Here is a 25,509-nt window from a genome sequence, read left to right on the forward strand (position 1 = left end):
CTATGTTGGGATTTCTTCAAAATATCGGCCGCGCGCTCATGCTTCCGATTGCCGTTCTTCCTGCTGCGGGCCTCCTGCTCGCGCTGGGAAGAGAAGACCTGTTAAACATTCCGTTTATCGCCGCTTCAGGACAATCGATTCTTGACCAACTGCCGATCATCTTTGCGATAGGCGTTGCAATCGGATTGTCAAAGGATGGCCACGGGGCCGCCGCATTGTCCGGAGCCATCGGTTATTTTGTTCTGACAGGCGGCTTAGCAGCCATCAATAAGGACCTGAACATGGGCGTTCTCGGCGGGATTATTTCAGGTGTAGTCGCAGCCGTCATGTATAACCGCTTTAAAGATGCAAAACTGCCTGACTGGCTCGGGTTCTTCGGCGGAAAACGCAGCGTTCCGATTATGACAGCCTTCTGTTCCATCATTCTTGCAGGGGTTTTCGGCTTCGTCTGGATTTACGCACAGCAGGCCATTGACGCCATTGGCGGCTGGATCATTCATGCAGGGGCATTGGGAGTCGGCATATTCGGTCTTTTGAACAGGCTGCTCCTGCCGCTCGGCCTTCATCACATTTTAAACAATATGGTTTGGATGGTCTTTGGAGAATTTGCGGGCAAAACGGGTGACATGAACCGGTTCTTTGCCGGAGATCCAAGCGCCGGCGCCTTTATGACAGGGTTCTTCCCGATCATGATGTTCGGTCTCCCTGCGGCATGTCTGGCAATGATCGCCGCCGCGAAAAAGCATCGCCGCAAAGCAACGGCCGGATTGCTGATCGGATTGGCGTTCACATCATTTTTAACCGGTATCACGGAGCCGATTGAGTTCACATTCATGTTTTTATCGCCGCTTCTCTTCGGTATTCACGCCTTGTTAACCGCAAGCGCCATGACCGTGACCAATATGCTCGGCATCCACCACGGCTTTACCTTTTCAGCCGGGACGATCGACTACCTTTTAAACTTTGGAATCGCCACAAAGCCGCTGCTTTTGCTGCCGCTCGGTCTTGTATACGGCATTATTTATTTCGTCATCTTTTATTTCCTGATTACGAAGCTCAATTTGAAAACGCCTGGCCGAGAGGAGGACGATGACCAGGAAAACACACCTGTCAGCCCTGACACAGGACCGTCCAAATACGATACCCTTGCGGACAAATACATCGAAGCGCTTGGCGGAAAAGAAAACATCGAGACGCTGAACAATTGTGTAACCCGCCTTCGCCTCAAGGTCCGCGATGCTTCCAAACTGGATGAAAGCGCGATGAAAGCCATGGGAGCAAAAGGATTCGTGAAGCTCAATCAGCACGATGTACAGGTGATCATCGGTACAGACGTTGAATTCTTGGCCAATGAAATGAGAAAACGCACAGAATAAAAGATAAGCCCCTTCTGCACTGCATGAAGGGGCTTTGTTATTTTATGATTGCTCTTTCACGTGAACTTTCAGTGTTGCTTGTACTTCTGGATGGAGTTTCACGGGAACATTTGTATATCCCAATGAGCGAATCGCATCGTTTAACTCGATTTTACGTTTGTCGATTTTTAACTGATGGCTTTTTTGCAGCGCATCCGCGATTTGTTTGCTTGTCACGGAGCCGAATAGACGGCCGCCTTCTCCGAACTTGGCTGAAAGTTCCACCGTGATGTCCTCAAGTTGTTTTTTCAGCTCTTTCGCATGTTTCAGTTCTTCAGCGGCTTCTTTCTTCTCTTTTTTCTTCTGGCCTTCAAGCGCGCTGATATTGGATGATGTCGCTTCAACAGCCAGCCCTTTTTTGATCAAAAAGTTGTGCGCGTATCCATCCGCTACATTTTTCACTTCGCCTTTTTTCCCTTTGCCTTTAACATCCTGTAAGAAAATTACCTTCATTTCTGAATGCCTCCTTCGAAATACTCGTCAATCGCTTCTTTTAGTCGGCGGAGCGTTTCTTCAACCGTGATATCGGTCAGCTGTGTCGCGGCATTGGTTAAATGACCGCCGCCCTCGAGCGCTTCCATGATGATTTGAACATTCACTTCGCCGAGCGACCTCGCACTGATGCATACCGTATTCTCGTCTCTTCTCGCCACAGCAAATGACGCTTCGACATCGCTCATGGACAGAAGAGAATCCGCGGCTTGTGCAATGATAACCTGGTCAAAATATTCGTCCGCCTCATCGTCCGGCAGCGATGCGATGGCGATGCCGTTTTGATAGAAAACGGTATGCTGAATGAGCTTCGCCCTTTTAATATAATGATCGGCTGTTTCTTTTAAAAACTTTTGCACCAATACGGTGTCAGCGCCTTTTGCGCGCAAATATGACGCCGCATCGAACGTACGGGAGCCGGTGCGCAGCGAGAAGCTCTTCGTATCGACAATAATCCCGGCCAAAAGGGCTGTTGCTTCGATCATGTTAATTTTTAAGCGCTTCGGCTGGTACTCAAGCAGCTCTGTCACAAGCTCCGCTGTAGATGAAGCGTACGGCTCCATATAGACGAGCAGCGGGTCTTTAATAAACTCTTCCCCTCTTCTATGATGATCGATAACGACGATATTTTCAATTTTATTGACCAGCCTTTCTTCAATGACAAAGGAAGGCTTATGTGTATCAACGATCACGAGCAGCGTGTCGTCTTTCGCGATCTCAAGCGCCTCTTCCGGCGTAATAAACCTGGACCACAGTTCTTCGTATTTTTTAATTTCCCCGATCAGTCTTTGAACGCTTGAACCGATCTGATTGGAGTCGATCACGACAAAACCGTCTTTGCCATTTGCTTGTGCGACCTTCAAAATCCCGATGGCTGATCCGATCGAATCCATATCGGGAAACTTATGACCCATGATAATCACATTGCTGCTTTCAGAGACAATCTCCTTGAGCGCGTGTGAAATGACCCGGGCTCTGACGCGCGTCCGTTTTTCCATCGGATTCGTCTTACCGCCGTAAAACTTCACTTTCCCGTTCGGCTGCTTGATTGCCACCTGATCTCCTCCGCGTCCCAGCGCCAAGTCAAGGCTGGATTGCGCCAAATCGCCGAGCTCTTTCAACGAGGCAACAGATGCACCGATTCCGATGCTTAACGTCAAGGAAATGGTATGAACGGATGTCTTCTCCCGAACTTCATCAAGAATCGAAAACTTTGATGCTTCTAGCTCGCTTAAAATATGTTCGTTTAATACGCCGATGAACCGCTCAGAGGAAACCCGTTTTAAGAAAATGCCGTACTCTTGGGCCCACTGGTTCAAAAGCGATGTTACTTCACTGTTTATCGAGCTTCTGGTCTGGTCATCAAGCCCTTGCGTCACATCGTCGTAATTATCGAGAAAGATGTAGGCAAGAACCGTTCTTTCATTTTCGTATTGTTTTTCAATCTGCGTCTGCTCTGTGACATCAAAGAAATAAAGCAGCTTTTCTTCCCGTTTGATGACCACATTAAATTTCCGCTCATTCAGCGTAATCGTTTCTGTGTCCACTTCCTGCTTAATCAAAGGGACGACAGATTCACAAGTATCATAAAGCGACCGGCCGACGAGCGTATTTTCATTAAAGCATGACGCCATAAAAGGATTGGCCCACTCGATATAGTACTGATCGTTAAACAGCATGATCCCGATCGGCATTTCAAGCAGCGCCTCTTCTCCGACTTTTTTCAGACGATAAGACAGCGTCGATATATAATCGTCCAGCTCTTTTCTGATTTGGGAGTCGGCCCGCTTCAAAAAGTACAAAATGACACCCAGAATCAGAACGCCGGCCGCCCCTGCCACCCAATTAAAATAAATGTTGATGAGGACAGAAATGATTGTGACGACGATTAAAGAATATATGGGATATCGAAATAACGGTTTTTCATAAAAACTTGGCACTCAAATCAACTCCTCACCATTGGAGAACATCGCGGCTACGATTTTTTCACTCTTTCTCTCAAGTTAAAGCCTATATCAATTATACCTAAGATGCGAACAAGGTACAGCAGGGGCGAAAACAACCCGATAATTAAAAAAAGAACCGGCAGGACAGTTGGCAGTTTCTTGGCATGGCAAAAGTAAAACACAAATGAAAACCCTTGGATGACCAAGACAAAGCCCATGATGAGACTCGCATTTAACAGAACAGAGTAATATACACTGCCCTCTTCAACGGGAGCCAGCGACAGAAGAATCGTCAACAAATAGATCCAAATAATGCTTTGCGGAAGTCTCATATCCCTGAACGGTTTCAGAGACGGTATTTGTATGATGCGCCGAAGCACCGGCTTTGCGAGCAGATGATTCAAAAACGCAGTGATTCCGGAAAATATCACAATGGCCGTTGGATATAAATATTGCGCCTGTTTGAATTGCTCATTTAACAATTCAATCTGCTTAGCCACTTCTTTATCATTTCCAAACTGTTTGATACTCGATTCAAAGGTTTTGAATGTTTCATTATATGCTTGATTGGCCGTCTCTATTAAGTTTAATCCAAGAAACTGAACGCTGATGATAAGCAGCAGGACGAACGAAACCATATATGTAACGGCTGCTGCAGCAATCGCTTGGGCCGGCTCTTTTCTTCTGTAGTAAAAGCCCATGATCACGCCCGCGGCACTTACTGGAATAGCAAACATCAGTCCGCCTAAGGAACCGGCAATCAATGAAACGGGTAAACTGACCAACCCCACCGAAATCCCAGGCTTTAGACCGTGCCTGATTGTTTGAACCATGGCAGGCAGCGGCAGTGTCAATAAAAGAATGGTTCCGATGAAAGGAATATAGAGGCTGATCATCAGCAAAACGGCAAAAATACTGACCATGATAGCGCCTTCTACTAAAGCTCTTGTTTGTTTCACTTGTTCACCTCGTATGTTTAAATGTCATGAATCAAAAAGAGCAGCATAGACGACTGCTCTTTTCTAACGCCGAAAATTTCATTTTCAAATAAAGACGATGAGATGAGCAGGTCTCGGCCTTCTCTCATTGTTTCTTTATTCTAACATAAGGTCAAATCGCAAGTAAAACGATCATAAGGCTTGAGAAAGCGAGTGAATGTTCCATGTGAAACACTGTCAGTCGAGAAACCCCGACTTCTCTTTATTTTTCTTTCTCGCTTTTCTGATCAACAACAATATAATCAAAATTGCGATCAGAAGCGTCACGCGAAGCCCGCCGCTCAAGAATAGAAAAAAGTCCTTCAACACATCCAACACATTGATCACCTCTCATTGTTGTCACTTAGATGCAAAAATCCCGTATTATTTGATTTCCCCTTTCCAAAACGGTCTAAAACGTCCCTCTGATTCTTCTATTAACCTTTAGACGGCAATGGGCATATGCTGACTAAGAAAAAGCAATAAAGGAGAATATGCATGACAACAAAAACATTGGCTTGGCATGAAACGATGGAGTTGCATGAACTGATCGCGGCCCAGTCTGTCGGATTGGTCAAGATCAAGAAAAGCATGAAAAAAATCAGCGATCCTCAGTTAAGACAGCTTTACAGTGTTTCAGCGAAGGCATTGGAGCAAAATTTACGGGAGCTTCTTCCCTTTTTGCCAAAAGCTCCGGCATTTCAGCGGGATGAAGAACGGGCCGACCTGTATTTTGATGCGGGTGATCTGTTGGTATTGGCGAAAACAACCGTTCGAAACTATGCGATTGCGATCACGGAAACGGCGACGCCCGAGCTCAGGAGAGTGTTTGTTAAACAAATCAATGCGGCTATTAAATTGCATGAACAAATTTTTTATTTTATGTACCAGAAAGGCTTATATCCCGCCTATAATCTCGTTGACCTGCTAAAAGGCGACGCCATGCACGCGCAAAAAGCGATATCGATGAGATAAAAAAGCCAGCAAGGATAGGATCCTTACTGGCTCTGTTTTAGGCTATTTTACAATTAAAACTGGACACTTCACTCTTTTCGCCACTTTATGGCTGACACTTCCCAGCACCATTTCCTGCAAAGTGTTCAGCCCCCTGCTTCCGATAATCACGATATCAACATCATGATGGTTGGCGTACGATACGATCGTCGGGCCCGGATCCCCGTGCTGCATCGTCATTTGATAGGGAACGGCCGATTGTTTTAATTTATTTTCTATCGACAGCAGCCTGCTGCGCCGTTCACGTTCGAGTTCTGCACGGTTTTCGCTATGCAGAACTTCGTGTTTTGCTTTCGCATAATCCAATACATAAATAACGTCGACGACCGCCTGCTTTGACATGGAAGCCAAATGAATCGCATGATCGGCCGCTCTTTCAGAATGCTTTGAGCCATCTGCAGCCAGCAGTATATTTCTATACACCCTACAACACCCGTTTTCTTAGTGATTTGACACTGAACGATGAGGCTGATCATAAGTTGCCAGTTTTTCGACCAGCTTCCAGCTGGACTCATTTAAACCAATCAAGTCAACGTCTATTCCCTGATCTTTCATTTTCAAAACGACTTTATCGATAGCCGCCACAGCGGAATCATCCCATATATGGGCCTCTGAAAAATCAAGAATGACCTTTTTCGTTTGCTCATCCGTTTTAAAAGACTTTACGAAATCTTGAACAGATGCAAAGAAAACTTGTCCTTTGATGATGTACTTGACCGCATGTTCTTCTGACTTTTCTTCAATTTTCAATTTGGAAATTTTCGCCACAAAGAAGACCGCGCTCAAAATAACGCCGGCGAAAACCCCTTTTGATAAATCGTGGGTCGCCACAACGGTGATAACGGTCACAAGCATGACAATGGAATCCGTCAGCGGCACCTTTCTTAACATGCTGAACGAAGACCAGTCAAACGTACCGATCGATACCATAATCATCACACCGGCCAAGGCCGCCATCGGAATCTGTACGACCCAGTCGCCCAGCACCATGATCAAAAATATTAAGAAAACGCCGGCAACAAAAGTGGACAAGCGGCCTCTTCCTCCTGATTTCACATTGATCACAGACTGGCCGATCATCGCGCATCCCGCCATGCCTCCGAAAAATCCGGCGACAATGTTGGCGATGCCCTGTCCGCGGCTTTCCCTGTTTTTATCGCTTTCCGTATCCGTCATATCATCAACAATAGAAGAGGTTAATAATGACTCAAGCAAGCCGACGATGGAAAGCGCAAAGGCTGTTGGAAAAATAATGGCCAACGTCTCAAAATTGAAAGGAATATCGGGAATCATAAAAGCAGGCAATGATTGCTTTATCTCTCCCAAATCACCGACAGTGCGAAGATCAAAATGGCCAAAAATAGCAAATACAGTCATCGCAATAATGGCAACAAGTGCAGATGGAACGGCTTTTGTAAAGCGGGGAAGAACATAGATAATCAACAACGTAATCCCGACCACAACATACGTCATATTCGAAACTCCAACAAAATGAGGAACCTGCGCCATAAAGATTAAAATGGCGAGCGCATTTACGAAACCTACCATAACCGACCGCGGAATAAATTTCATAAAGCGCGCAATCTTCAGCACCCCAAATATCAATTGGATGATTCCCGTTAAAATCGTAGCAGCAAATAAATAATCAAGCCCGTGATCCCTGACCAAAGATCCCATCAAAAGAGCCATCGCCCCGGTCGCAGCTGATATCATCGCCGGACGGCCGCCCGTAAAGGAAATGACGACGGCAATACAAAAAGATGCGTACAAACCGACCATCGGGTCTACACCCGCAATGATGGAAAACGCTATGGCTTCAGGAATGAGAGCAAGCGCTACGACGATACCCGAAAGGATATCCCCCCGTACATTAGAAAACCATTCGCTATTTAATTGTTTAACATTCAAAGATTCAACACCTCGTTCGTAATCATTTGCTTCTAACTCTCATAGAAGCCATCTGTTTTTAACATGTTTCACTTTAGCAAACCTGTATCAAAATGTCTATATGGTTTTTTTCCGCGGCCGTTTACTGCCCGCAATCCCGTGGAAATGAACACGAAGAAATTAAGAATGTAATTTTGAAAAGAGTCCAATCTAATCATTAGAGGAGGTTTCAATATGGCGCAAGAGCTGGAAAAACGGCCGGGGCATACAAGATGGTATATTTCTTCTTTATTAAGCAGCATGATCATTTTAAATTACTTTGACCGTGTTGCCATTTCAGTCGCGGCTCCTGCGATACAGGATTCCTTTCAATTGACGGCAACCCAATTAGGCATCGTCTTTTCCATCTATACCTACTCATACACGCTGATGCAGATTCCGGTCGGGAGTCTTTTGGACAAGTACGGCGTTGCCTGGGTAACAAGGGTCGGAATGACCGTATGGAGTTTTCTAACCATTATATTGGCTTTTTTACAGGGGAAATTGCTTCTTTATATTGTCAGATTTTTAATCGGGCTGACGAGTGCTTCAGCATTTCCTGCCGCTTCCAAAGCCACGGCCTTATGGTTTCCGCAAAATGAGCGCGGTCTTGCCAATTCCCTGTTTGACTCGGCAGCCAAGTTCGCAAATGTCATCGGCGCGCCTCTCGTTGCCTTTTTAGTCACGACATTTGACTGGCGAGCCGCTTTTTTAACGATCGGAATCATCAATGTACTGTTCACTGTATTTTTCTGGATGTATTATGAACAACCCGATCGGCACAAACGAATCTCAAAAGAAGAGCTCCATTACATTCAAAAACATAATGCCGTATCAGAGGAAGACATCTCGGAACGGACGCTCATTGCTTTAAAAGCAATGCTGGCAAACCGCAAAGCATGGGGGCTGATGATCGGATTCACGGGTTATGGCTATACATTCAACCTGCTCTTAACCTGGCTCCCGACTTTCTTTAAAGAAACATACGGAATGGATATTATGTCCTCAGGGCTGTTTACAGCGGTTCCCTGGTTGATATCGACGGTTTCCGGAATCGTAGTGGGCGGATGGCTCGTCGATTTTTTAATTCAAAAGGGGCATTCGAATACAAAAGTGTACCAGACCATTATCGCAATCGGCATGAGCCTTGGATTTGCCTTTTTGGGAGCTGTCTTCACGCACAACATCACGATCGCGATCATCTGCATTTCCGTCGGCTTAGCTGGAATATCTGCGACTGCGCCTGTCGGCTGGTCGATATCAGCTGATATTGCACCGGCTGGTTCCATCTCTCTGCTCAGCTCAATGGTCAATTTGGCAAATAACTTATTCGGAGGGATTATCGCGGTTTCTTTAACGGGTTATCTGGTTGATGTGACCGGTTCATTTACGCTCAGCTTTTTAGTAGCCGGGTTTGTATTACTGCTTGGGCTCGTGTTCTACCTTGCCGTCCTCGGAGACATTAAACGGATACAGATTGGCAAGCAGGAAACCTGAATGCTGCAGGAAGCGACCCGGCTTTTGATGAATAAAAAAAGAACAAGACCGTATTGGGTCTTGTTCCTTTTATCGGCTTACTCGCCTGCTACGTATGGAAGTAAAGCCATTTGACGAGCGCGTTTGATTGCAACAGTCAATTTACGTTGGTATTTCGCGCTTGTTCCTGTTACACGGCGTGGTAAGATTTTACCGCGCTCAGAGATAAATTTTCTAAGAAGATCTACATCTTTGTAGTCGATGTGCGTAATGCCGTTAGAAGTGAAATAACACACTTTACGGCGTTTCGCACGACCGCCTCTGCGTCCTCCTGCCATCGTTATTTCCCTCCTTTCTATTCTGGTTTTGTTTTATTCGTCCGTCATCCATTAAAATGGCAAGTCGTCATCAGAGATGTCAATCGGCTTTCCATCGTTTGCGAATGGATCGTCATTGAAGCTGTTGCCTTGATTGCGATTCTGATTGTTTTGACTGCCGCCGAATGGAGCCGGTTCATTCTGTCCGCCGCCAAAGTGTTGGCCTCCCTGGCCTCCGCTGTAACCGCCTGAACCAGAACCGCCGCCTTTAGGCTCCAGAAATTGAACACTTTCAGCTTGAACTTCCGTGACGTATACACGCTGTCCTTGCTGATTTTCATAGCTGCGCGTTTGCAAACGTCCATCTACACCCGCAAGACTTCCCTTTTTAAGGAAATTCGCAACATTTTCGGCTTGTCTTCTCCAGACAACACAGTTGATGAAATCAGCTTCACGTTCACCCTGCTGATTCGTAAACGTACGATTGACAGCAAGCGTAAAGGTGGCAACAGCTGCACCGCTGGGAGTATAACGAAGCTCTGGGTCCTTTGTCAGTCTGCCGACTAAAACAACTCGGTTAAGCATATTGAGAGACCATCCTTTTGCTTTAGAGTATATAATTCAATTCTGTTTATTCTTCTTCTTTAACCACGATGTGGCGAATGATGTCATCACTGATTTTAGCTAAACGGTCAAATTCTTGAACTGCTTCAGCTCCAGCTTGAACGTTTAAGATTTGGTAGAATCCGTCACGGAAATCGTTGATTTCATACGCAAGACGGCGTTTTCCCCAATCTTTTGTTTCAGTGATCTCCGCACCGTTAGTTGTTAAAATGTTGTTAAAACGCTCAACAACAGCCTTTTTAGACTCTTCATCAACGTCTGGGCGGATGATGTACATGATTTCGTACTTTCTCATTTGTATTTGCACCTCCTTTTGGACTAAGCGGCCCATTATATTGGGCAAGGAGCAATAATCCTATTACTCACAATTTTATATTATATCAAAGCTCTTGTCCTATTTCAACTGCGTTATACATTGAAACGGAAATGAATGACATCGCCGTCTTTCACAATGTATTCTTTCCCTTCAAGGCGGACTTTTCCGGCCTCTTTTGCTGCGGCCATGCTTCCCGCCTCCAGCAGATCGTCGTAAGCAACCGTTTCCGCACGGATAAATCCGCGTTCAAAGTCCGTATGGATGATGCCCGCACATTCAGGGGCTTTCATACCTTTTTTAAATGTCCAGGCTCTGACTTCCTGTTCTCCCGCTGTAAAATAAGTGGCTAGTCCAAGGAGGGAATAGGACGCTTTAATCAGCTGATCCAGACCGGATTCTTCGATGCCGAGTTCTTCAAGGAACATCGCCTTCTCTTCGCCTTCAAGCTCTGCGATTTCGGACTCAATTTTGGCGCAGACGACGATGACTTCCGCGTTTTCAGCAGCAGCAAATTCCCGGACCTTCTGAACGTACTCGTTTCCTGAAGGATCAGCCACTTCATCCTCGCTGACATTCGCTACATATAAGACAGGTTTTGTCGTCAGCAGATGAAGCTGCTTCAACACCTTTTGCTGCTCTTCCGAGAACTCGACAGAACGGGCCGGCTTTTCCTGTTCAAAGGCCTCTTTTAACTTTGTCAAAATCTCAAATTCAAACACGGCTTCTTTGTCTTTTTGCTTGGCCATCTTTCCGACCCGGCCGATCCGCTTCTCAACGGTTTCAAGGTCAGCCAGTATCAGCTCAAGGTTGATCGTCTCGATATCCGAAATCGGATCTACTTTCCCGGACACGTGCGTGATATTGTCGTCGGCAAAACAGCGGACAACATGGCAGATCGCGTCTACTTGGCGGATGTGGGACAGGAACTTGTTTCCGAGCCCTTCTCCTTTTGATGCTCCTTTTACAATGCCGGCGATATCGGTGAATTCAAATGCGGTAGGGACCGTCTTCTTCGGATTGACGAGTTCTGTCAGCTTTTGCAGACGCTCATCAGGAACCTCTACGATTCCGACGTTTGGATCAATCGTACAAAACGGGTAGTTGGCCGATTCTGCCCCGGCCTGAGTAATTGCATTAAATAAGGTTGATTTCCCAACGTTAGGCAAACCAACAATCCCAGCTGTTAAAGCCATTGTTTCATCTCCTCTATAATGAACATCCATGTGTAGTCGTAAATGTTAAACCTGCAACAATTATAAGGATGATTACAGTAAAAGACAAGCTGACAAAACTTGCTTTTCAATCATACAAACTAGGTGAAAATTCATTTTTCGTTGAGATCGAAAAAAAGCATGAGGGGGTCCGCAAAGATTAAGATTCGGACTCCTCATGCTTAACTAATATCTTTTTCAGCTTTCTTTGAAACTCTTTACGCGGGATCATGACACTGTGTGAACAGCCCTCGCACTTGATCCGGATATCCATTCCCATCCGAATGATCTTCCAGCGGTTCGTCCCGCAGGGATGCGGCTTTTTCATTTCGACCACGTCATTCAGGCCAAATTCTTTATCGGCCAACATCGTTCACCTCTTTGCTTCCTTGTTGTGATCTTATTGTACAAAAAACCACAGCGAAAGAGCAATTCTTCATAACCATAAATATATTTATTTCCATTTACTCAAAATCGGGTAAAGTAAAATATTTACCAACAAATACAAATTTAATAACCCGTAAATTGGATATAAAAAAGCGATTAAATTTGAAAAGCCGATTGATGTAAAAGGCACCATGATCAACAGGAGCAGGAAGACGATTACCCATCTCGGCCAGTTCACAAGTGACAGAAAACGGCTGGACAGCCCGAGAATGCTCGAGATCGTCGTTGTGTAGATCGCGACGCAAAGAACAGCCGTCATAAAAATAAAAATCGGAAAAGGCGCGCCCTCCAAAACCGCGAATAAAGGAATTTCATAATGGGCCAGTTCACCGGCAAGCTCTACAAGGGTCTCATTGTACATGTATGAAATAGCGCCAAACACCAGGCCGCTTAATATGCTGGCAATCTTCGCTTCTCCGACTCCCTTCATCTCTTTGCCGACCGCAGACAATACAGCGACAACAGATAATATGTTCAGCGAAGTGAATGCGATGCCGGCAGGCCAGTTGTATTGATGAGTCAAATTGAGCAGCCACGGCTGATGATGAGCGGTTTGAAAAGAAATCAGCGCATACAGCAGCCCAGCCACCAAAATCGGGATTAAGTAGCTGTTAACGGACAATATGCCATTAAGCCCCCAGAAAAACAACAACCCTGTGCATAAACAAAATAAGATGACGCCCGTCCAAAACGGGATATGGAAGATTTGCAGCGTTACCCCGCCTCCTGCAATCATCACAATCGTCGTCGTAAACAAATACAGGATGATCAGCACATCGTATACTTTAGCCAGCAGCGGACCGATTAATGTTTCGAGCACAGGCAGAAAATGCTCTGATTTTTGTTCGTAGCTGATCTTCATCACAATATAGGTTGACAGGCTGAACATGATCGTAAACAACAGGATAGCCAGTCCGCTTTCATCACCAAAAAACTGCCATATTTCCTGGCCGGACGCATATCCCGCACCTATTAAGCTTCCTAAAATAAGAAGCATCCACTTCATCCCGGCTCTCCACACGATTTGCTCACCCCAGCAATATAGTTTTTAAGCTTGTTTCTCCGCTCATGACACTATATTGCCGGTCCTCTATAAAAATTCATGAAACCCCTTTCGACTTTTTTCATTCAAACGAATAAATTATATCAATATAATAAAGTGAATTATCATATCTTCTTTTAGTAAAGTATTTTTTCGGCTGACCAAATCGTTTCATCCAAAGCATAAAAAAAGAGACAGCTGGATATACTGTAAACAACCATTCATACTCGAAAAACACACCAAGGCACTGCTGTTACCATGATGACAAGGATGTGAAGCCTATGAATCGAAAAGGCGGAATTTTTTCTCAAGAACCAATAAATGAATATATTTCTCATTCGGATCCGCTAGCTGTGAAACAAATAGAGAAAGTTCTTTCCGTCTATTTAAAGGAAGCCGAAGACCGGCCCATCGTGATCGTTTGCATCGGTACAGACCGCTCCACCGGAGATTCGCTCGGTCCCCTCGTAGGAATGAAACTCTCCGCAAAACAGCTGACACGTTTTCATGTCTATGGAACGCTTGCCGACCCGGTTCACGCCGTAAACTTAAATGAAAAGATTGATCATATTCATCATCAGCATCAAAATCCATTTATGATCGCGATCGATGCCTGTCTTGGACGAACCAAAAGCGTGGGATCTTTTCAAATCGGCAAAGGACCTTTGAAGCCGGGAGCAGGCGTTCAGAAAAGCTTGCCTGAAGTCGGCCACGTGCATATTAACGGAATTGTCAATGTCAGCGGCTTTATGGAGTATTTTGTCCTGCAAAATACAAGGCTCAACCTTGTCATGAGCATGGCAGATGTGCTTGCTGACGGGTTGTCGCATCTGGAGAAAGCCGGGTGGCAGCGGCGCCATGTGTCACCAATTCAAAGAATGACCGGAAGGATGTCATAAAAAAACCATCTGCACATGATCAGATGGTTTTTAAGCTTATGCGTCTTCTTGAGCCAGCAATTCGAGAATACGCTCCAAGTCTTCATTTGAGTAAAATTCGATTTCAATTCTGCCTTTTTTCTTTTGCTTTTTAATGGTCACCGGTGTTCCAAAATAGTTTCGCAAATACGACTCTCGTTCTTTGATCACTGCATCTTTTACTTGTTTCGGCTTCTTTGTTTCACGTGGAACATCAGCATTCAACTGTTGAATTAACTTTTCAAGCTGGCGGACGTTCAGCTGTTCGGACACGACCTTTTGAATAAGCGGCTCAAGCTTTTTCTTGTTTTTCAATCCAAGCAATGTTCGGCCATGGCCCATCGATAACGTGCCGTTGTCGATTAACTTTTGAACGTCTTCAGGTAGTGTCAGCAGCCGCAAGTGGTTGGCGATGTGAGGCCTGCTTTTTCCAAGCCTTTTTGCCAGCTGTTCCTGGGTCATATCGAGATGTTTGAGCAAAGATTCATAGGCTTTTGCTTCTTCAAGCGGAGACAGGTCTTCTCGTTGAAGATTTTCCAATAGGGCAATCTCCATCATCAGGGATTCCGACAGCTCGCGCACAATCGCAGGAATGGTATCCAATCCGGCTTTTTCAGCAGCCCGGTAGCGGCGTTCTCCGGCTACAATGTCATAGCCTTTAATTGACTTTCTGACGATGATGGGCTGCAAAACACCGTGTTGCAAAATGGACTCCTTCAAATCTTTTAACGATTGGTCATCAAACGTTTTTCTTGGCTGATAAGGGTTGGGCCGCAAGTCTTGCAGCTTGATTTCCTCAACCGTTTCTTCGGATAAATCAACATTTGAAAACAATGCATTAATCCCTTTTCCGAGACCTTTAGGCATTCGCAGCCACTTCCTTTGCTAATTCTAAATAGACTTCCGCTCCTCTGGAACGAGGATCATATAAAATGATCGGCTTTCCATGGCTCGGCGCTTCACTGAGCCGGACATTCCGTGGGATAACGGTTTGGTATACTTTATCGCGGAAGTACTTTTTCACTTCTTCGATGACCTGTATGCCTAAATTCGTTCTTGCATCAAGCATTGTCAGCAATACACCGTCGATCATCAGATCCGTATTTAAATGTTTTTGCACGAGCCGGACCGAGTTGAGCAGCTGGCTCAGCCCTTCCAGCGCATAATATTCGCACTGGACCGGAATCACGACGGAATCGGAAGCCGTAAGCGCATTGATTGTAAGCAGCCCTAATGACGGTGGACAGTCAATAATCATAAAATCATAGTTTTGTTTGACTGATTCCAAAGCTCTTTTCAGCCGGACTTCGCGGGAAATGGTCGGAACGAGTTCAATTTCCGCCCCCGCAAGCTGAATCGTTGCAGGAATGACATCCAAATTTTCTACGGATGTTGTTTTGATGACATCTTTCACATCTGCATCATCTACTAATATATCGTACACACATTGATCAACATCAGCCTTTTCAACGCCGATACCGCTTGTTGCGTTTCCTTGCGGGTCTATGTCGACTAACAAAACCCTTTTCCCGATGTAAGCTAAACAAGCTCCCAGGTTAACAGAGGTTGTCGTTTTACCAACGCCACCTTTTTGGTTTGTGATCGCAATAATTTTCCCCACAATGTCACCTACTTTCACATTGAACAAGTTTCTCTCATTTCTCTATTTTAACAAAAAAAGAATCGGCCGTTTGCTTTTTTTGAATTTTTGTTTTTTCAAAGAGATCCGTTTTTTCTATTTTTCGACATAAAGAAACCATTTTTTTATCTCAGAAAAAAGAGAAGAGATGTTCAAGTGAAATGAAAGATAGTTTCATTATTATATTAATATAAAAAAATCCCCCTGTCTTAGGGGGATTTCAATCAATCTGCTGCGGGCATTTTCCGGGTGGCGATGGCAATTCTGTTCCAGGCATTTATTGTGACGGCTGACATGATCAGTTCGGCTGTTTCAGCTTCTGTAAAATGGGTCCTGACTTCGTTGTATACTTCATCCGGCAGCCCGTGCTCGCCGATTCGCGTAACGGCTTCAGTCAGCGCCAATACTGCCCGCTCTTTTTCCGTGAAAAAAGGCGCTTCCCGCCACGCATTAAGCGCATATATCCGCTGTTCCGTCTCACCGTTCTGCCTTGCATCCTTTGTATGCATATTTAAGCAGAAAGCACATCCGTTCAGCTGTGAAGCCCGGATTTTGATCAGTTCCTTTAAAATGGGGTCAATGCCTGAAGAAGCCTGCGCTTTTTCAAGCTCCAGCATTCCTCTGTAGCCCTCAGGGTTTACTTTTTCCATTAGAAATCTCGTTTCCATGTCTATTCCTCCTTTAAGTGTTTCACTTATATAACAAGTGAGGAACGGCGTTTGTGACAGAAAACGTTATATTTTAATATGCTTCAGTTTATCGGGATTTGATACGATAAACACATTTTTGACGGAATCGCCTTCCGGGTTCCAAGCAAAGCAAACGGCGTAAGCCGGGCGGTTGTTTTTCATGATCAAAACGCCCTTTTGGCCGTTGATATCGACAGGCATAAAGCGGCCGGAAAAGCTTCCCTTTGAAACAACTCCCGTAAAAAAAGCATAAATGCGGCTCTTTCCATAGATCGGTCTCAAAGCGCTGCGTACTTTTCCGCCGCCATCTGTATACAAGACGGCATCTTCAATCAATTTCTTGGAAAACTCCTCAAAATCACCGGTTCTCGCTGATTCGATAAACAGCCGGGCCAGTTGCTGTTCTTCGACCGGCTGTGATAATACCGAAATATCCCCATTTAGCTTCTGTCTCAGCCGGCTGTGGATTTTACGGCAGTTCGCTTCCGACTTCCCGATTATGGACGATATTTCCTTATAGTGATATCCAAATACTTCCCTAAACATCAAAACGGCTCTTTCCACAGGATTTAACCGGCTCATAACTACCAGAAATGCATAGGAAACCTTTTCTTTTTCTTCAACGTATTCCGCCGGACTTTGAGCTGAAAGCGCTACCTGTGGTTCCGGAAGCCATTCCCCGATATACACCTCCCGTTTCTTGCGGGCAGACTGGAGTTCATTTATGCAGCGGTTGGTGATAGATTTCTTCAAATATGCTTGAATATGGTCAATTTGACTGATATCTTTTTCCTGGAGGTCTGCGAACAATTCCTGGACGATGTCCTCTGCATCTTGCAAAGACCCGAGCATACGGTAAGCAATTGAAAAAAGCAAAGAATGATATTGTCGATAATATTCCATAGATGCTCCCCTATTAATATTTTGCCTAAAAAAATAAAAGCTCTAGAGGGAGCTTTTATTTCGGTATCCGGATCGTAAACTGAATATATTCTTCAAATTCCTCTTCTTCCGTATTCAGTTTGACGCCGCTGTCTTCCACCATTGATAAGGACTGGCGAATCGTATTCATCGCAATTCTCGCGTCCCTGCTGTACGCTTTTCTCTTCGGTTTCGGCTTGCGTTTATCCTGCTCAAGCATTTTGACGACACGGTCTTCGGTTTGCTTTACATTTAAATTCTTTTCAATGACTTCATGTAACAGCTTGACCTGAAGGTCGGGCTGTTTCAACGGTATGAGCGCTCTTGCGTGGCGCTCTGAAATTTCTTTTTTCAAGATCGCTTCCTGCACCTCTTCCGGAAGCTTCAACAGTCTGAGCTTATTGGCGATTGTTGACTGGCCCTTTCCAAGCCTTTGTGCAAGGGCTTCCTGCGTCAAATCGTGAAGCTCTAAAAGCCTTGCATAAGCATGCGCCTCTTCAATCGAAGATAATTCTTCCCTCTGAAGGTTTTCGATAAGAGCGACGGAAGCGGCCTCCGTATCTGAAAAATCCTTAATAATAGCGGGAACCTTCTCCCAATCGAGCGTTTGAACCGCCCGCCAGCGCCGCTCTCCGGCTATGAGTTCATATTGGCCTTCCCGCTCTGTTTTTCTGACGACAATCGGCTGGATAATGCCGTGTGTATGAATGGTTGCAGCTAATTCTTTAATTTTTTCTTCTGAGAAAATGGTGCGCGGCTGAAAACGGTTAGGAATTATATCGCCTACTGGAATTTCTTGAATTTCTTCTTTATTCGTATCATGTTCAGCAATCTCTGCTTCTTCTTCCTTGTCGCCAAGTCCGAAGAGACGAGAGAATGAATGCTTCATGTACCTACACCACCTTTAAACACTGCCATTTTTATAATTCTATTTTCTCATGAATTTTCCTTCTGTGACATCACGAAATTTGAAGAAAACGAATAATTTAACCTTCAATAGGAGATTTATTAGGTGTTCCAGGCTTTCTTGGAAATTTCTTCGGTGTCTGCAATTGTTTTTTGATGACAATGATGTTTCTGTCGCTTTCTTCAATTGGCAGCTGAAAAGAATGTACGGTTTCAATTTTGCCTCCAAGCATTTTGATGGCTTTTTTGCCCGTTTCAATTTCTTCATCAGCCGAAGCTGCTTTTAATGCTACGAATAAACCGTCTTTTTTCACAAGCGGAAGGCAGAGCTCGCTGAGAACCGAAAGGCGGGCGACAGCGCGTGCCGTCACGACGTCATAGCTTTCTCTGTGGTCTTTCGATCTTCCGAATGTTTCCGCGCGGTCATGGTAAAAAGCTGTGTTTTCCAGCTCCAAAGCATCTGACAGCTGATTCAAAAAGTGAATCCGTTTGTTCAGCGAGTCAACGATTGTGACGTGAAGGTGAGGAAAACAGATTTTTATCGGAAGGCTTGGAAATCCGGCGCCCGCTCCAACATCACAGAGACTGTTCATCTTTTTGAAATCAACATAAAAAGAAGCGGCGATGGAATCGTAAAAATGCTTTAAATACACTTCTTTTTTCTCGGTAATCGAGGTTAAATTCATTTTTTCGTTCCATTCAACAAGCCATTCGTAATAGGTCTCAAATTGCTCCAGCTGGAAGGAAGAAAGGGAGATGCCTTTCTCCTCCAAACCGGCTGTAAATTGCTCAATGTTCATGCCGTCACCCTTTCTATTCCGCAACCTTGGCAATCCGTCCCTGCTCTAAGTAGACGAGCAGAATGGAAATATCAGCAGGATTGACGCCGGAAATCCGTGAGGCCTGTGCGACCGACAGCGGTCTGACCTCTTTCAATTTTTGGCGCGCTTCCGTTGCAATGCCTTTGATCGCATCATAGTCGATTCTGTCAGGAATCTTTTTGTTTTCCATTTTCTTTAGTTTTTCGACCTGCTGCAAGGACTTTTCAATATATCCTTCATATTTAATTTGAATTTCAACCTGTTCAGCAACGTCGCCGGCGACTTTTTGTTCAGGCGGCGCAAGAGCAGTAACAGTTTCATAATTCATTTCCGGCCGCTTCATCAGGTCGGTCGCGCGAATGCCGTCTTTGAGCTCGCTGCCGCCCAGTGAACGGATATATTCCTGATTTTCCTTTGTCGGTTTGATAATAACAGAATGAAGGCGTTTTTTCTCTGCTTCAATGGCCGCTTTTTTCTCTTGAAACTTTTGATATCGTTCTTCAGAAATCAAGCCGATCTGATAGCCGATCTCGGTCAAGCGCAAGTCTGCATTGTCGTGACGCAGAAGCAGCCTGTACTCTGCACGCGAAGTCAGCAGGCGGTACGGTTCGTTTGTTCCTTTTGTCACAAGGTCGTCGATCAATACGCCGATATAAGCGTCTGAGCGGCTGAGAATGACCTCTTCTTTGCCAAGCGCTTTCCGGCCCGCATTGATGCCGGCCATAATTCCCTGTCCGGCCGCTTCTTCATAGCCTGATGTTCCGTTAATCTGTCCGGCTGTGAAGAGTCCCGGAATTTTTTTCGTTTCCAGTGTCGGCCACAGCTGTGTCGGTACGATCGCATCATATTCAATCGCATACCCCGCTCGCATCATTTGCACATTCTCAAGGCCGGGAATAGTTGAAAGCATTTTTCGCTGCACATCTTCAGGAAGGCTTGTCGACAATCCCTGGACATAGACTTCCTGGGTGTTGCGGCCTTCAGGCTCAAGAAAGATTTGGTGTCTCGGCTTGTCGTTAAAGCGGACGACCTTGTCTTCAATAGAAGGACAATATCTTGGCCCCGTTCCTTTAATCATACCGGAATACATCGGTGAGCGATGCAGATTGTTGTCAATGATTTCATGCGTTTCCGGGCTTGTATATGTGAGCCAGCACGGAAGCTGGTCTGTAATATATTCCACTGTCTCATACGAAAAGGCCCGCGGCACTTCATCGCCGGGCTGAATTTCCGTTTTGCTGTAGTCAATTGAGTGGCTGTTGACCCGCGGCGGGGTCCCTGTTTTAAAACGGACGAGATCAAAGCCGAGCTCTTCAAGATGCTCAGACAGCTTGATGGACGGCTGCTGATTGTTCGGCCCGCTGGAGTATGACAGATCGCCAAGAATAATTTTTCCTCTCAAAAATGTCCCCGTCGTCAGAACAACGGTCTTAGAACGGTACTCCGCCCCTGTTTGGGTTACAACGCCCCGGCATTCCCCGTCTTCAATAAGAAGGCGTTCGACCATTCCTTGCAACATGGTCAAATTCGGTTCATTCTCAAGCGTCTTTTTCATTTCATGCTGATATTGGAATTTGTCAGCCTGAGCCCGCAGAGCCCGGACGGCAGGGCCTTTTCCAGTATTTAAAAGCCTCATTTGGATATGAGTCTTATCGATATTTTTAGCCATTTCCCCGCCGAGCGCATCGATTTCGCGGACGACGATTCCTTTTGCAGGTCCGCCGACAGACGGGTTACATGGCATGAAAGCAACCATATCAAGGTTAATCGTTAAGACAAGCGTTTTTGCGCCTTGTCTGGCTGACGCCAGCGCCGCTTCAACACCGGCGTGTCCGGCGCCGACGACAACGACGTCATATTGGCCTGCTTCATAGCCCATATGCTTTGTTCCTCCTTTATTTTCCTAAGCAAAATTGAGAGAAGAGCTGGTCGATCAGGCTTTCGTGTACAGCATCGCCAATGATCTCCCCGAGAACTTCCCAGCATCTTGTTAAATCAATTTGAACCATATCGATCGGGACATCGTTTTCGATGCCCTCCAATGCGTCAGTAATGGCGCGCTTCGCCTCATGCAGCAGTGAGATGTGCCTTGTATTGCTGACATATGTCAAGTCGCCGCTCTCGATCGTTCCTGTGAAAAACAGCGATTGAATGGCTTCCTCCAGCTCATCAATCCCTTCCTCTTTCAATAAGGATGTCGTGACGACAGGCTGATTTCCCGCCAATTCCCGAACGCGATCAAGATCAAGTCTTTGCTCAAGATCGGTCTTATTGACGATGACGATGATGTCCATGCCCTTCGTTGCTTCAAAGAGCTTGATGTCTTCTTCCGAAAGGGTCTCGCTGTAATTGAGGACAAGCAAAATCAAATCGGCTTCTTTTAATACCTGTCTTGAACGTTCAACGCCGATTCGCTCGACGATGTCTTCGGTCTCGCGGATCCCGGCTGTATCGACAAGGCGCAGCGGCACGCCTCTGACATTCACATATTCTTCAATGACATCCCGTGTCGTACCCGGAATGTCCGTTACAATCGCTTTTGTCTCATGGACGAGACTGTTTAAAAGCGAGGACTTGCCGACATTTGGCCGCCCGATGATAACCGTTGAGATGCCTTCTCTTAATATTTTACCCTGCTCTGAAGTCGTCAGCAGCGCCTCGATTTCCTTTTTGACCTTTGTCGCCTTTTCAATCAGCATCTTATGGGTCATTTCTTCGACATCATCGTATTCCGGATAGTCTATATTCACTTCAACATGGGCCAATGTTTCAAGAATCTCGGCTCTCAACCGTTTGATCAGTGAAGACAGCCTTCCTTCCATCTGATTCATGGCCACATTCATAGCGCGGTCTGTTTTGGCCCTGATGAGATCCATGACAGCTTCAGCTTGGGAAAGATCGATTCTTCCGTTCAAAAAGGCTCTTTTCGTAAATTCCCCCGGTTCCGCAAGGCGCGCTCCCTCTCTCAAAACGAGCTGAAGCACCTGGTTGACGGTTACAATTCCGCCGTGGCAGTTGATTTCTACAATATCTTCCCGCGTAAAAGTTTTCGGCGCTTTCAGTACCGAAACCATGACTTCTTCCACGACTTTTTCCGTTTCCGGATCAACGATATGACCGTAGTTAATCGTATGTGAATCGACGGAAGTCAGCCTTTTCCCGCGAGGTCCTTTATATACTTTATCGGCGATCGCAAGAGCCTCAGGGCCGCTCATCCGGACGATCGCAATCGCTCCTTCTCCCATCGGCGTTGAAATCGCGGCGATGGTATCCATGGCTTTCACCTCTCTTTTTCATTCCTCTATCTATTATCCCCATTTGTCCGGGTCATCTTCCAAACATCGTATATGGATGAAAAACTTTTATTGTAATCAAAATTTAAAGATATCATAGTTTCAATTGAAGTGGAAGTGACTTGAATCGTTATCCACAACCGTTCTAAGCCATCATTACTTACTTTAACTTATCCACATGTGAATAACAATTAAATTTCATTTTCATCAACAGCTTACACCGAAAAAACTAAAGCTTAAACCGATTTGGTCTGCATTCATCGATTTTGCAACGGCAAAAAACCGAAGCCCCAATTTTGGGAACTTCGGTTTTCATGTTATTTTTTATATGAGATGACAAGGTGCCGATTATGGTCTTCTCCAGTAGAATAAGTTTCGATATGCTGCGAGTAGCCCGCAAGCGTATCATGGATGACTTTGCGCTCACTGGAAGGCATCGGCTCCAGGTGAATGTCTTTTTTCTGCCTGGCCGCCTGGTCAGCAAGCTTCAATGCAAGCTGAGCGAGTGTTTCCTTCCGCTTTGCGCGGTATCCCTCGGCGTCAACCACCGCTTGGATATATCTGTCGGAATGACGATTGAGCACGAGCTGCGTCAGCGTTTCAAGGGCATTTAAAGTTTGTCCCCTTTTTCCAATTAAAAGGGCTGTTTTATCACCTTTTAACTGAAAGACCACTCGTTTTGACTCCTCTTCTGCCGTCACCTGGGCTTGTATTCCCATATTCGAAATCACATTTTCCAAATACTGTTTTGCTTCTTTAACCGGGTCTATTTTTTCCCGAATGTTCACGACTGCAGACCGATGACCGAAAATGCCGAATAATCCCTTTTTTCCTTCATCAACTACGTCGACTTCGACATCATCTGCATGAAGGCCCAGCTGTTCAAGCCCGGATTGCACTGCTTCATCGACGGTACGTCCAGTAGCAGTCAGTTTCTTCACTTTTTCTTACCTCCGGATTTTTTTCCTCCGGCTGCCGCTTCCTGCCTCTCTGCCTTTAAATCAGGCCCTTTGATAAAGAAGGTTTGAGCAATCATGAATAAGTTACCGACTACCCAGTACAGGGAAAGAGCCGCCGGGAAACTGACCGCAAATACAACGATCATGATCGGCATCAGCCAAAGCATCATCGCCATCTGCGGATTTTGCTGCGCTGTTCCCGCCATCATCAGCTTTTGCTGAATGAATGTGAACACACCGGCGAGAATCGGCAAAATGAAATACGGATCACGCTCCCCAAGGTCAAACCATAAAAAGCTGTGTTCTGCGATTTCCCGCGTTCTCATAATGGCATGATAGAATCCGATTAAAATCGGCATTTGAATTAAGATCGGGAAACATCCGGCAAGCGGGTTAACCCCGTGCTTCTGCATGAGAGCCATCGTTTCCTGTTGAAGCTTCTGCTGCGTTTTTTGATCTTTAGAACTGTATTTTTCGCGAAGTTTTTGCATTTCAGGCTGGAGAGCCTGCATCGCTTTCGAACTCTTCGTCTGCTTGATCATCAGCGGCAAAATTAAAAGTCTGACTAAGATCGTGACGATGATAATCGCGAGTCCGAAGTTTTTATTCGTTAAATTTGCTACATACGTGATCAGCTGTGACAGCGGGTATACGATATACGTGTTCCAAAACCCTTCGCTTTCTGCAGTGATCGGCTGGTTGATTTCCGTACATCCAGCTAACAGCACGATAACGCCGATCATACTGAACAATAATAAAATTCGCCTCTTCAACAATATTTCCTCCTAAATCTTCATTCTTCAACCGGTATTATTCGGTTATGACCATTAAAAAGACATACTTTCTCGTATTTTATCATCTTTCTCCCCGAATGGGCGACGACATTTTTCAGGAGCTAAAGGAAGCGCTTAAAAATGAGGGCCATAACATCTTTTTAACCGGACTATGATGGCTGATTCGGTTTTTTCCGGTAGACAAACGACTTTCTGAAAAGGTGCTGCAAACTTTTTTTCGCCTCTTCATATGACAATTCAGCTGCAGGTTTTCTTGCGATGATAATGTAGTCATTTTCTTGTTTTAATAGATCCCGCTCTTCCTGGATGACCTGGCGAATCAGCCGCTTTACCCGGTTGCGCACGACTGCGTTTCCGATTTTCTTGCTGACCGACAGTCCCACCCGAAACTCTTTCGCCTCAGGCTGGTGAAGCACATATAAAACATATTGCCGGTTTGCCATCGATTTGCCTTTTTTAAATACTTTTTGAAAATCTTCATTTTTCTTTAATCGATTTCGCTTTTTCATATCTTCTTTCACTCCGATAACAAGCTGGCAAATGGGCCTGGTCATTCCTCTATGTAAAAAAGACCACTGACATTATTCAGTGGCCTAAGCTGATAATACTTTTCTTCCTTTGCGGCGACGACGTGCTAATACAAGACGTCCATTTTTAGAACTCATACGGCTGCGAAAGCCATGAACTTTGCTGCGCTTACGGTTATTTGGTTGAAATGTTCTTTTCATGTATGACACCTCCCTCGAGGAATAGCTGTTAAAGACAGTCTAATTTATTATATTGGGATGAGCAGTTCATTGTCAACTTCGCTCACACATTTCTTTTTTGCACCATAATAGGATAACACATATCAATTTTCTTCGAAAGCCTAATTTCATTTTTCCTCAATTTTAGCTTAAAAGATTTTTTTGGAAGCGGGAAAATGGGAAGAGCGGAGCGAAAAAAAGCCAATGTGGATATCTTTCGCCTCGTTTTTTCTATCCACAATCATTATCGACAACATTTTCACAAAACTAACCGTTGTGGACAATATTTCTTCAACAGTTTGTATAGTGTGTGGATAAGTTCCTCGCAACCATTGCAACCACTCGCTTATTCTGATATTATATTTGTGTTTTAACTCTTGATAACAAATTGGCTGCCAATCCATTATCCACAAACTGTGGATAAGTTGTGGAAAGTTTTTTCACAGGGTGTGCAGAAATTTGTCCACATCTTGTGAAGAATGTCGAAAAGACGTTTTTCTACTATATTATATGTTTTCAACATTTCATTAACGAATGGACTCATCCATTTGCTCTTTTTTTGTGTTCTATAACAGGTTGGACAAGCAAATATTGCTGGTAAAGGAGGGACGAACCGCCATT

General features: G+C 45.1%; 28 protein-coding genes. 4 read left to right on the forward strand and 24 right to left on the reverse strand.

The window, feature by feature from the left end:
* The first annotated feature begins 2 nt into the window (after positions 1-2).
* Positions 3-1,376: an N-acetylglucosamine-specific PTS transporter subunit IIBC gene (gene nagE / locus MHI30_RS21575; RefSeq protein ID WP_075751798.1), complete on the forward strand. Its 1,374-nt coding sequence runs from the start codon at positions 3-5 to the stop codon at positions 1,374-1,376.
* Between the two features lie 42 nt (positions 1,377-1,418).
* Here the strand turns inward: nagE and rplI are convergent, their stop codons facing one another.
* The 4 genes from rplI to MHI30_RS21595 all read right to left on the reverse strand — a co-directional run bounded on the left by rplI (position 1,419) and on the right by MHI30_RS21595 (position 5,169).
* The gene (gene rplI / locus MHI30_RS21580) at positions 1,419-1,868 is read right to left on the reverse strand and encodes a 50S ribosomal protein L9 (RefSeq protein ID WP_075751799.1); all 450 of its coding nucleotides are present in this window, start codon (positions 1,866-1,868) and stop codon (positions 1,419-1,421) included.
* Positions 1,865-3,847, reverse strand: coding sequence for a DHH family phosphoesterase (locus tag MHI30_RS21585; RefSeq protein WP_009330027.1), 1,983 nt, complete (start codon positions 3,845-3,847; stop codon positions 1,865-1,867). The genes rplI and MHI30_RS21585 overlap by 4 nt, the downstream gene beginning before the upstream one ends.
* A gap of 35 nt (positions 3,848-3,882) precedes the next feature.
* On the reverse strand, positions 3,883-4,812 hold the full coding sequence (locus tag MHI30_RS21590) for a YybS family protein (protein ID WP_009330028.1): 930 nt from the start codon (positions 4,810-4,812) through the stop codon (positions 3,883-3,885).
* Positions 4,813-5,028: 216 nt separating this feature from the next.
* Positions 5,029-5,169, reverse strand: a complete 141-nt coding sequence (locus tag MHI30_RS21595; protein ID WP_020453636.1) for a hypothetical protein — start codon at positions 5,167-5,169, stop codon at positions 5,029-5,031.
* Between the two features lie 159 nt (positions 5,170-5,328).
* On the opposite strand from MHI30_RS21595, the gene MHI30_RS21600 reads away from it, so the two are divergent.
* The gene (locus tag MHI30_RS21600) at positions 5,329-5,805 is read left to right on the forward strand and encodes a spore coat protein (RefSeq protein ID WP_075751800.1); all 477 of its coding nucleotides are present in this window, start codon (positions 5,329-5,331) and stop codon (positions 5,803-5,805) included.
* A 42-nt stretch (positions 5,806-5,847) separates the two neighbouring features.
* Here the strand turns inward: MHI30_RS21600 and MHI30_RS21605 are convergent, their stop codons facing one another.
* Both MHI30_RS21605 and MHI30_RS21610 read right to left on the reverse strand, forming a co-directional pair.
* A complete protein-coding gene (locus MHI30_RS21605; protein WP_075751801.1) occupies positions 5,848-6,267 on the reverse strand; it encodes a universal stress protein in 420 nt (139 codons plus the stop codon).
* A gap of 18 nt (positions 6,268-6,285) precedes the next feature.
* Complete coding sequence (locus tag MHI30_RS21610; RefSeq protein ID WP_075751802.1) at positions 6,286-7,752, reverse strand: SulP family inorganic anion transporter; 1,467 nt, start codon at positions 7,750-7,752, stop codon at positions 6,286-6,288.
* 213 nt (positions 7,753-7,965) lie between these two features.
* Here MHI30_RS21610 and MHI30_RS21615 point away from each other — a divergent pair, with 213 nt between their 5' ends.
* Positions 7,966-9,267, forward strand: coding sequence for an MFS transporter (locus tag MHI30_RS21615; protein ID WP_145651832.1), 1,302 nt, complete (start codon positions 7,966-7,968; stop codon positions 9,265-9,267).
* Positions 9,268-9,344: 77 nt separating this feature from the next.
* Here MHI30_RS21615 and rpsR read toward each other — a convergent pair whose 3' ends face one another.
* From rpsR to MHI30_RS21645, 6 genes are all read right to left on the reverse strand, one after another.
* Complete coding sequence (rpsR, locus tag MHI30_RS21620) at positions 9,345-9,584, reverse strand: 30S ribosomal protein S18 (RefSeq protein WP_003178022.1); 240 nt, start codon at positions 9,582-9,584, stop codon at positions 9,345-9,347.
* A gap of 51 nt (positions 9,585-9,635) precedes the next feature.
* Positions 9,636-10,148 (reverse strand): single-stranded DNA-binding protein SsbA, encoded by a 513-nt coding sequence (gene ssbA / locus MHI30_RS21625; protein ID WP_003178024.1) that lies wholly within the window; start codon positions 10,146-10,148, stop codon positions 9,636-9,638.
* A gap of 46 nt (positions 10,149-10,194) precedes the next feature.
* Complete coding sequence (gene rpsF, locus MHI30_RS21630) at positions 10,195-10,482, reverse strand: 30S ribosomal protein S6 (RefSeq protein WP_003178026.1); 288 nt, start codon at positions 10,480-10,482, stop codon at positions 10,195-10,197.
* 113 nt (positions 10,483-10,595) lie between these two features.
* Positions 10,596-11,696, reverse strand: a complete 1,101-nt coding sequence (gene ychF, locus MHI30_RS21635) for a redox-regulated ATPase YchF (protein ID WP_075751803.1) — start codon at positions 11,694-11,696, stop codon at positions 10,596-10,598.
* Between the two features lie 178 nt (positions 11,697-11,874).
* Entirely contained in the window at positions 11,875-12,081 is a 207-nt protein-coding gene (locus MHI30_RS21640; protein ID WP_011201785.1) for a DUF951 domain-containing protein, read from the reverse strand.
* 87 nt (positions 12,082-12,168) lie between these two features.
* Positions 12,169-13,182, reverse strand: coding sequence for a GerAB/ArcD/ProY family transporter (locus tag MHI30_RS21645; protein WP_075751805.1), 1,014 nt, complete (start codon positions 13,180-13,182; stop codon positions 12,169-12,171).
* Between the two features lie 302 nt (positions 13,183-13,484).
* Here MHI30_RS21645 and yyaC point away from each other — a divergent pair, with 302 nt between their 5' ends.
* The gene (gene yyaC / locus MHI30_RS21650) at positions 13,485-14,102 is read left to right on the forward strand and encodes a spore protease YyaC (RefSeq protein WP_075751806.1); all 618 of its coding nucleotides are present in this window, start codon (positions 13,485-13,487) and stop codon (positions 14,100-14,102) included.
* Positions 14,103-14,138: 36 nt separating this feature from the next.
* Here yyaC and MHI30_RS21655 read toward each other — a convergent pair whose 3' ends face one another.
* From MHI30_RS21655 to rpmH, 12 genes are all read right to left on the reverse strand, one after another.
* On the reverse strand, positions 14,139-14,987 hold the full coding sequence (locus tag MHI30_RS21655; RefSeq protein ID WP_075751807.1) for a ParB/RepB/Spo0J family partition protein: 849 nt from the start codon (positions 14,985-14,987) through the stop codon (positions 14,139-14,141).
* A complete protein-coding gene (gene soj / locus MHI30_RS21660) occupies positions 14,980-15,741 on the reverse strand; it encodes a sporulation initiation inhibitor protein Soj (protein WP_020453647.1) in 762 nt (253 codons plus the stop codon). Before soj ends, MHI30_RS21655 begins: the two co-directional genes overlap by 8 nt.
* 242 nt (positions 15,742-15,983) lie before the next feature.
* On the reverse strand, positions 15,984-16,427 hold the full coding sequence (locus tag MHI30_RS21665; RefSeq protein ID WP_075751808.1) for a carboxymuconolactone decarboxylase family protein: 444 nt from the start codon (positions 16,425-16,427) through the stop codon (positions 15,984-15,986).
* Between the two features lie 66 nt (positions 16,428-16,493).
* Positions 16,494-17,351, reverse strand: coding sequence for an RNA polymerase sigma-70 factor (locus MHI30_RS21670; RefSeq protein WP_075751809.1), 858 nt, complete (start codon positions 17,349-17,351; stop codon positions 16,494-16,496).
* 55 nt (positions 17,352-17,406) lie between these two features.
* Positions 17,407-18,258, reverse strand: coding sequence for a nucleoid occlusion protein (gene noc, locus MHI30_RS21675; RefSeq protein WP_075751810.1), 852 nt, complete (start codon positions 18,256-18,258; stop codon positions 17,407-17,409).
* Between the two features lie 97 nt (positions 18,259-18,355).
* Positions 18,356-19,075, reverse strand: a complete 720-nt coding sequence (gene rsmG / locus MHI30_RS21680; RefSeq protein WP_075751811.1) for a 16S rRNA (guanine(527)-N(7))-methyltransferase RsmG — start codon at positions 19,073-19,075, stop codon at positions 18,356-18,358.
* 13 nt (positions 19,076-19,088) lie between these two features.
* Entirely contained in the window at positions 19,089-20,975 is a 1,887-nt protein-coding gene (gene mnmG, locus MHI30_RS21685) for a tRNA uridine-5-carboxymethylaminomethyl(34) synthesis enzyme MnmG (RefSeq protein ID WP_035338138.1), read from the reverse strand.
* Between the two features lie 16 nt (positions 20,976-20,991).
* Positions 20,992-22,371 (reverse strand): tRNA uridine-5-carboxymethylaminomethyl(34) synthesis GTPase MnmE, encoded by a 1,380-nt coding sequence (mnmE, locus tag MHI30_RS21690; RefSeq protein ID WP_075751812.1) that lies wholly within the window; start codon positions 22,369-22,371, stop codon positions 20,992-20,994.
* Positions 22,372-22,706: 335 nt separating this feature from the next.
* Positions 22,707-23,330 carry an RNA-binding cell elongation regulator Jag/EloR gene (gene jag / locus MHI30_RS21695; RefSeq protein WP_075751813.1) on the reverse strand — a complete coding sequence of 208 codons (624 nt, stop codon included), beginning with the start codon at positions 23,328-23,330 and terminating at the stop codon, positions 22,707-22,709.
* Positions 23,327-24,127 carry a YidC family membrane integrase SpoIIIJ gene (spoIIIJ, locus tag MHI30_RS21700; protein WP_142238580.1) on the reverse strand — a complete coding sequence of 267 codons (801 nt, stop codon included), beginning with the start codon at positions 24,125-24,127 and terminating at the stop codon, positions 23,327-23,329. The genes jag and spoIIIJ overlap by 4 nt, the downstream gene beginning before the upstream one ends.
* A 164-nt stretch (positions 24,128-24,291) precedes the next feature.
* Positions 24,292-24,651, reverse strand: coding sequence for a ribonuclease P protein component (gene rnpA / locus MHI30_RS21705; protein ID WP_075751853.1), 360 nt, complete (start codon positions 24,649-24,651; stop codon positions 24,292-24,294).
* A gap of 84 nt (positions 24,652-24,735) precedes the next feature.
* Complete coding sequence (rpmH, locus tag MHI30_RS21710; RefSeq protein ID WP_003178075.1) at positions 24,736-24,870, reverse strand: 50S ribosomal protein L34; 135 nt, start codon at positions 24,868-24,870, stop codon at positions 24,736-24,738.
* Positions 24,871-25,509: the final 639 nt, after the last annotated feature.

Source organism: Bacillus sp. FSL L8-0528, assembly GCF_038593085.1.
Lineage (GTDB): Bacteria > Bacillota > Bacilli > Bacillales > Bacillaceae > Bacillus > Bacillus paralicheniformis.

Excerpts from the sequence above, each read along its gene's own strand:
- nagE (WP_075751798.1), top strand. The coding sequence starts at position 3 with ATGTTGGGATTTCTTCAAAATATCGGCCGCGCGCTCATGCTTCCGATT.
- rplI (WP_075751799.1), bottom strand. The coding sequence starts at position 1,868 with ATGAAGGTAATTTTCTTACAGGATGTTAAAGGCAAAGGGAAAAAAGGC.
- MHI30_RS21600 (WP_075751800.1), top strand. The coding sequence starts at position 5,329 with ATGACAACAAAAACATTGGCTTGGCATGAAACGATGGAGTTGCATGAA.
- MHI30_RS21615 (WP_145651832.1), top strand. The coding sequence starts at position 7,966 with ATGGCGCAAGAGCTGGAAAAACGGCCGGGGCATACAAGATGGTATATT.
- rpsR (WP_003178022.1), bottom strand. The coding sequence starts at position 9,584 with ATGGCAGGAGGACGCAGAGGCGGTCGTGCGAAACGCCGTAAAGTGTGT.
- ssbA (WP_003178024.1), bottom strand. The coding sequence starts at position 10,148 with ATGCTTAACCGAGTTGTTTTAGTCGGCAGACTGACAAAGGACCCAGAG.
- rpsF (WP_003178026.1), bottom strand. The coding sequence starts at position 10,482 with ATGAGAAAGTACGAAATCATGTACATCATCCGCCCAGACGTTGATGAA.
- ychF (WP_075751803.1), bottom strand. The coding sequence starts at position 11,696 with ATGGCTTTAACAGCTGGGATTGTTGGTTTGCCTAACGTTGGGAAATCA.
- yyaC (WP_075751806.1), top strand. The coding sequence starts at position 13,485 with ATGAATCGAAAAGGCGGAATTTTTTCTCAAGAACCAATAAATGAATAT.
- MHI30_RS21655 (WP_075751807.1), bottom strand. The coding sequence starts at position 14,987 with ATGCCTAAAGGTCTCGGAAAAGGGATTAATGCATTGTTTTCAAATGTT.
- MHI30_RS21665 (WP_075751808.1), bottom strand. The coding sequence starts at position 16,427 with ATGGAAACGAGATTTCTAATGGAAAAAGTAAACCCTGAGGGCTACAGA.
- MHI30_RS21670 (WP_075751809.1), bottom strand. The coding sequence starts at position 17,351 with ATGGAATATTATCGACAATATCATTCTTTGCTTTTTTCAATTGCTTAC.
- noc (WP_075751810.1), bottom strand. The coding sequence starts at position 18,258 with ATGAAGCATTCATTCTCTCGTCTCTTCGGACTTGGCGACAAGGAAGAA.
- rsmG (WP_075751811.1), bottom strand. The coding sequence starts at position 19,075 with ATGAACATTGAGCAATTTACAGCCGGTTTGGAGGAGAAAGGCATCTCC.
- mnmG (WP_035338138.1), bottom strand. The coding sequence starts at position 20,975 with ATGGGCTATGAAGCAGGCCAATATGACGTCGTTGTCGTCGGCGCCGGA.
- mnmE (WP_075751812.1), bottom strand. The coding sequence starts at position 22,371 with ATGGATACCATCGCCGCGATTTCAACGCCGATGGGAGAAGGAGCGATT.
- rnpA (WP_075751853.1), bottom strand. The coding sequence starts at position 24,651 with ATGAAAAAGCGAAATCGATTAAAGAAAAATGAAGATTTTCAAAAAGTA.
- rpmH (WP_003178075.1), bottom strand. The coding sequence starts at position 24,870 with ATGAAAAGAACATTTCAACCAAATAACCGTAAGCGCAGCAAAGTTCAT.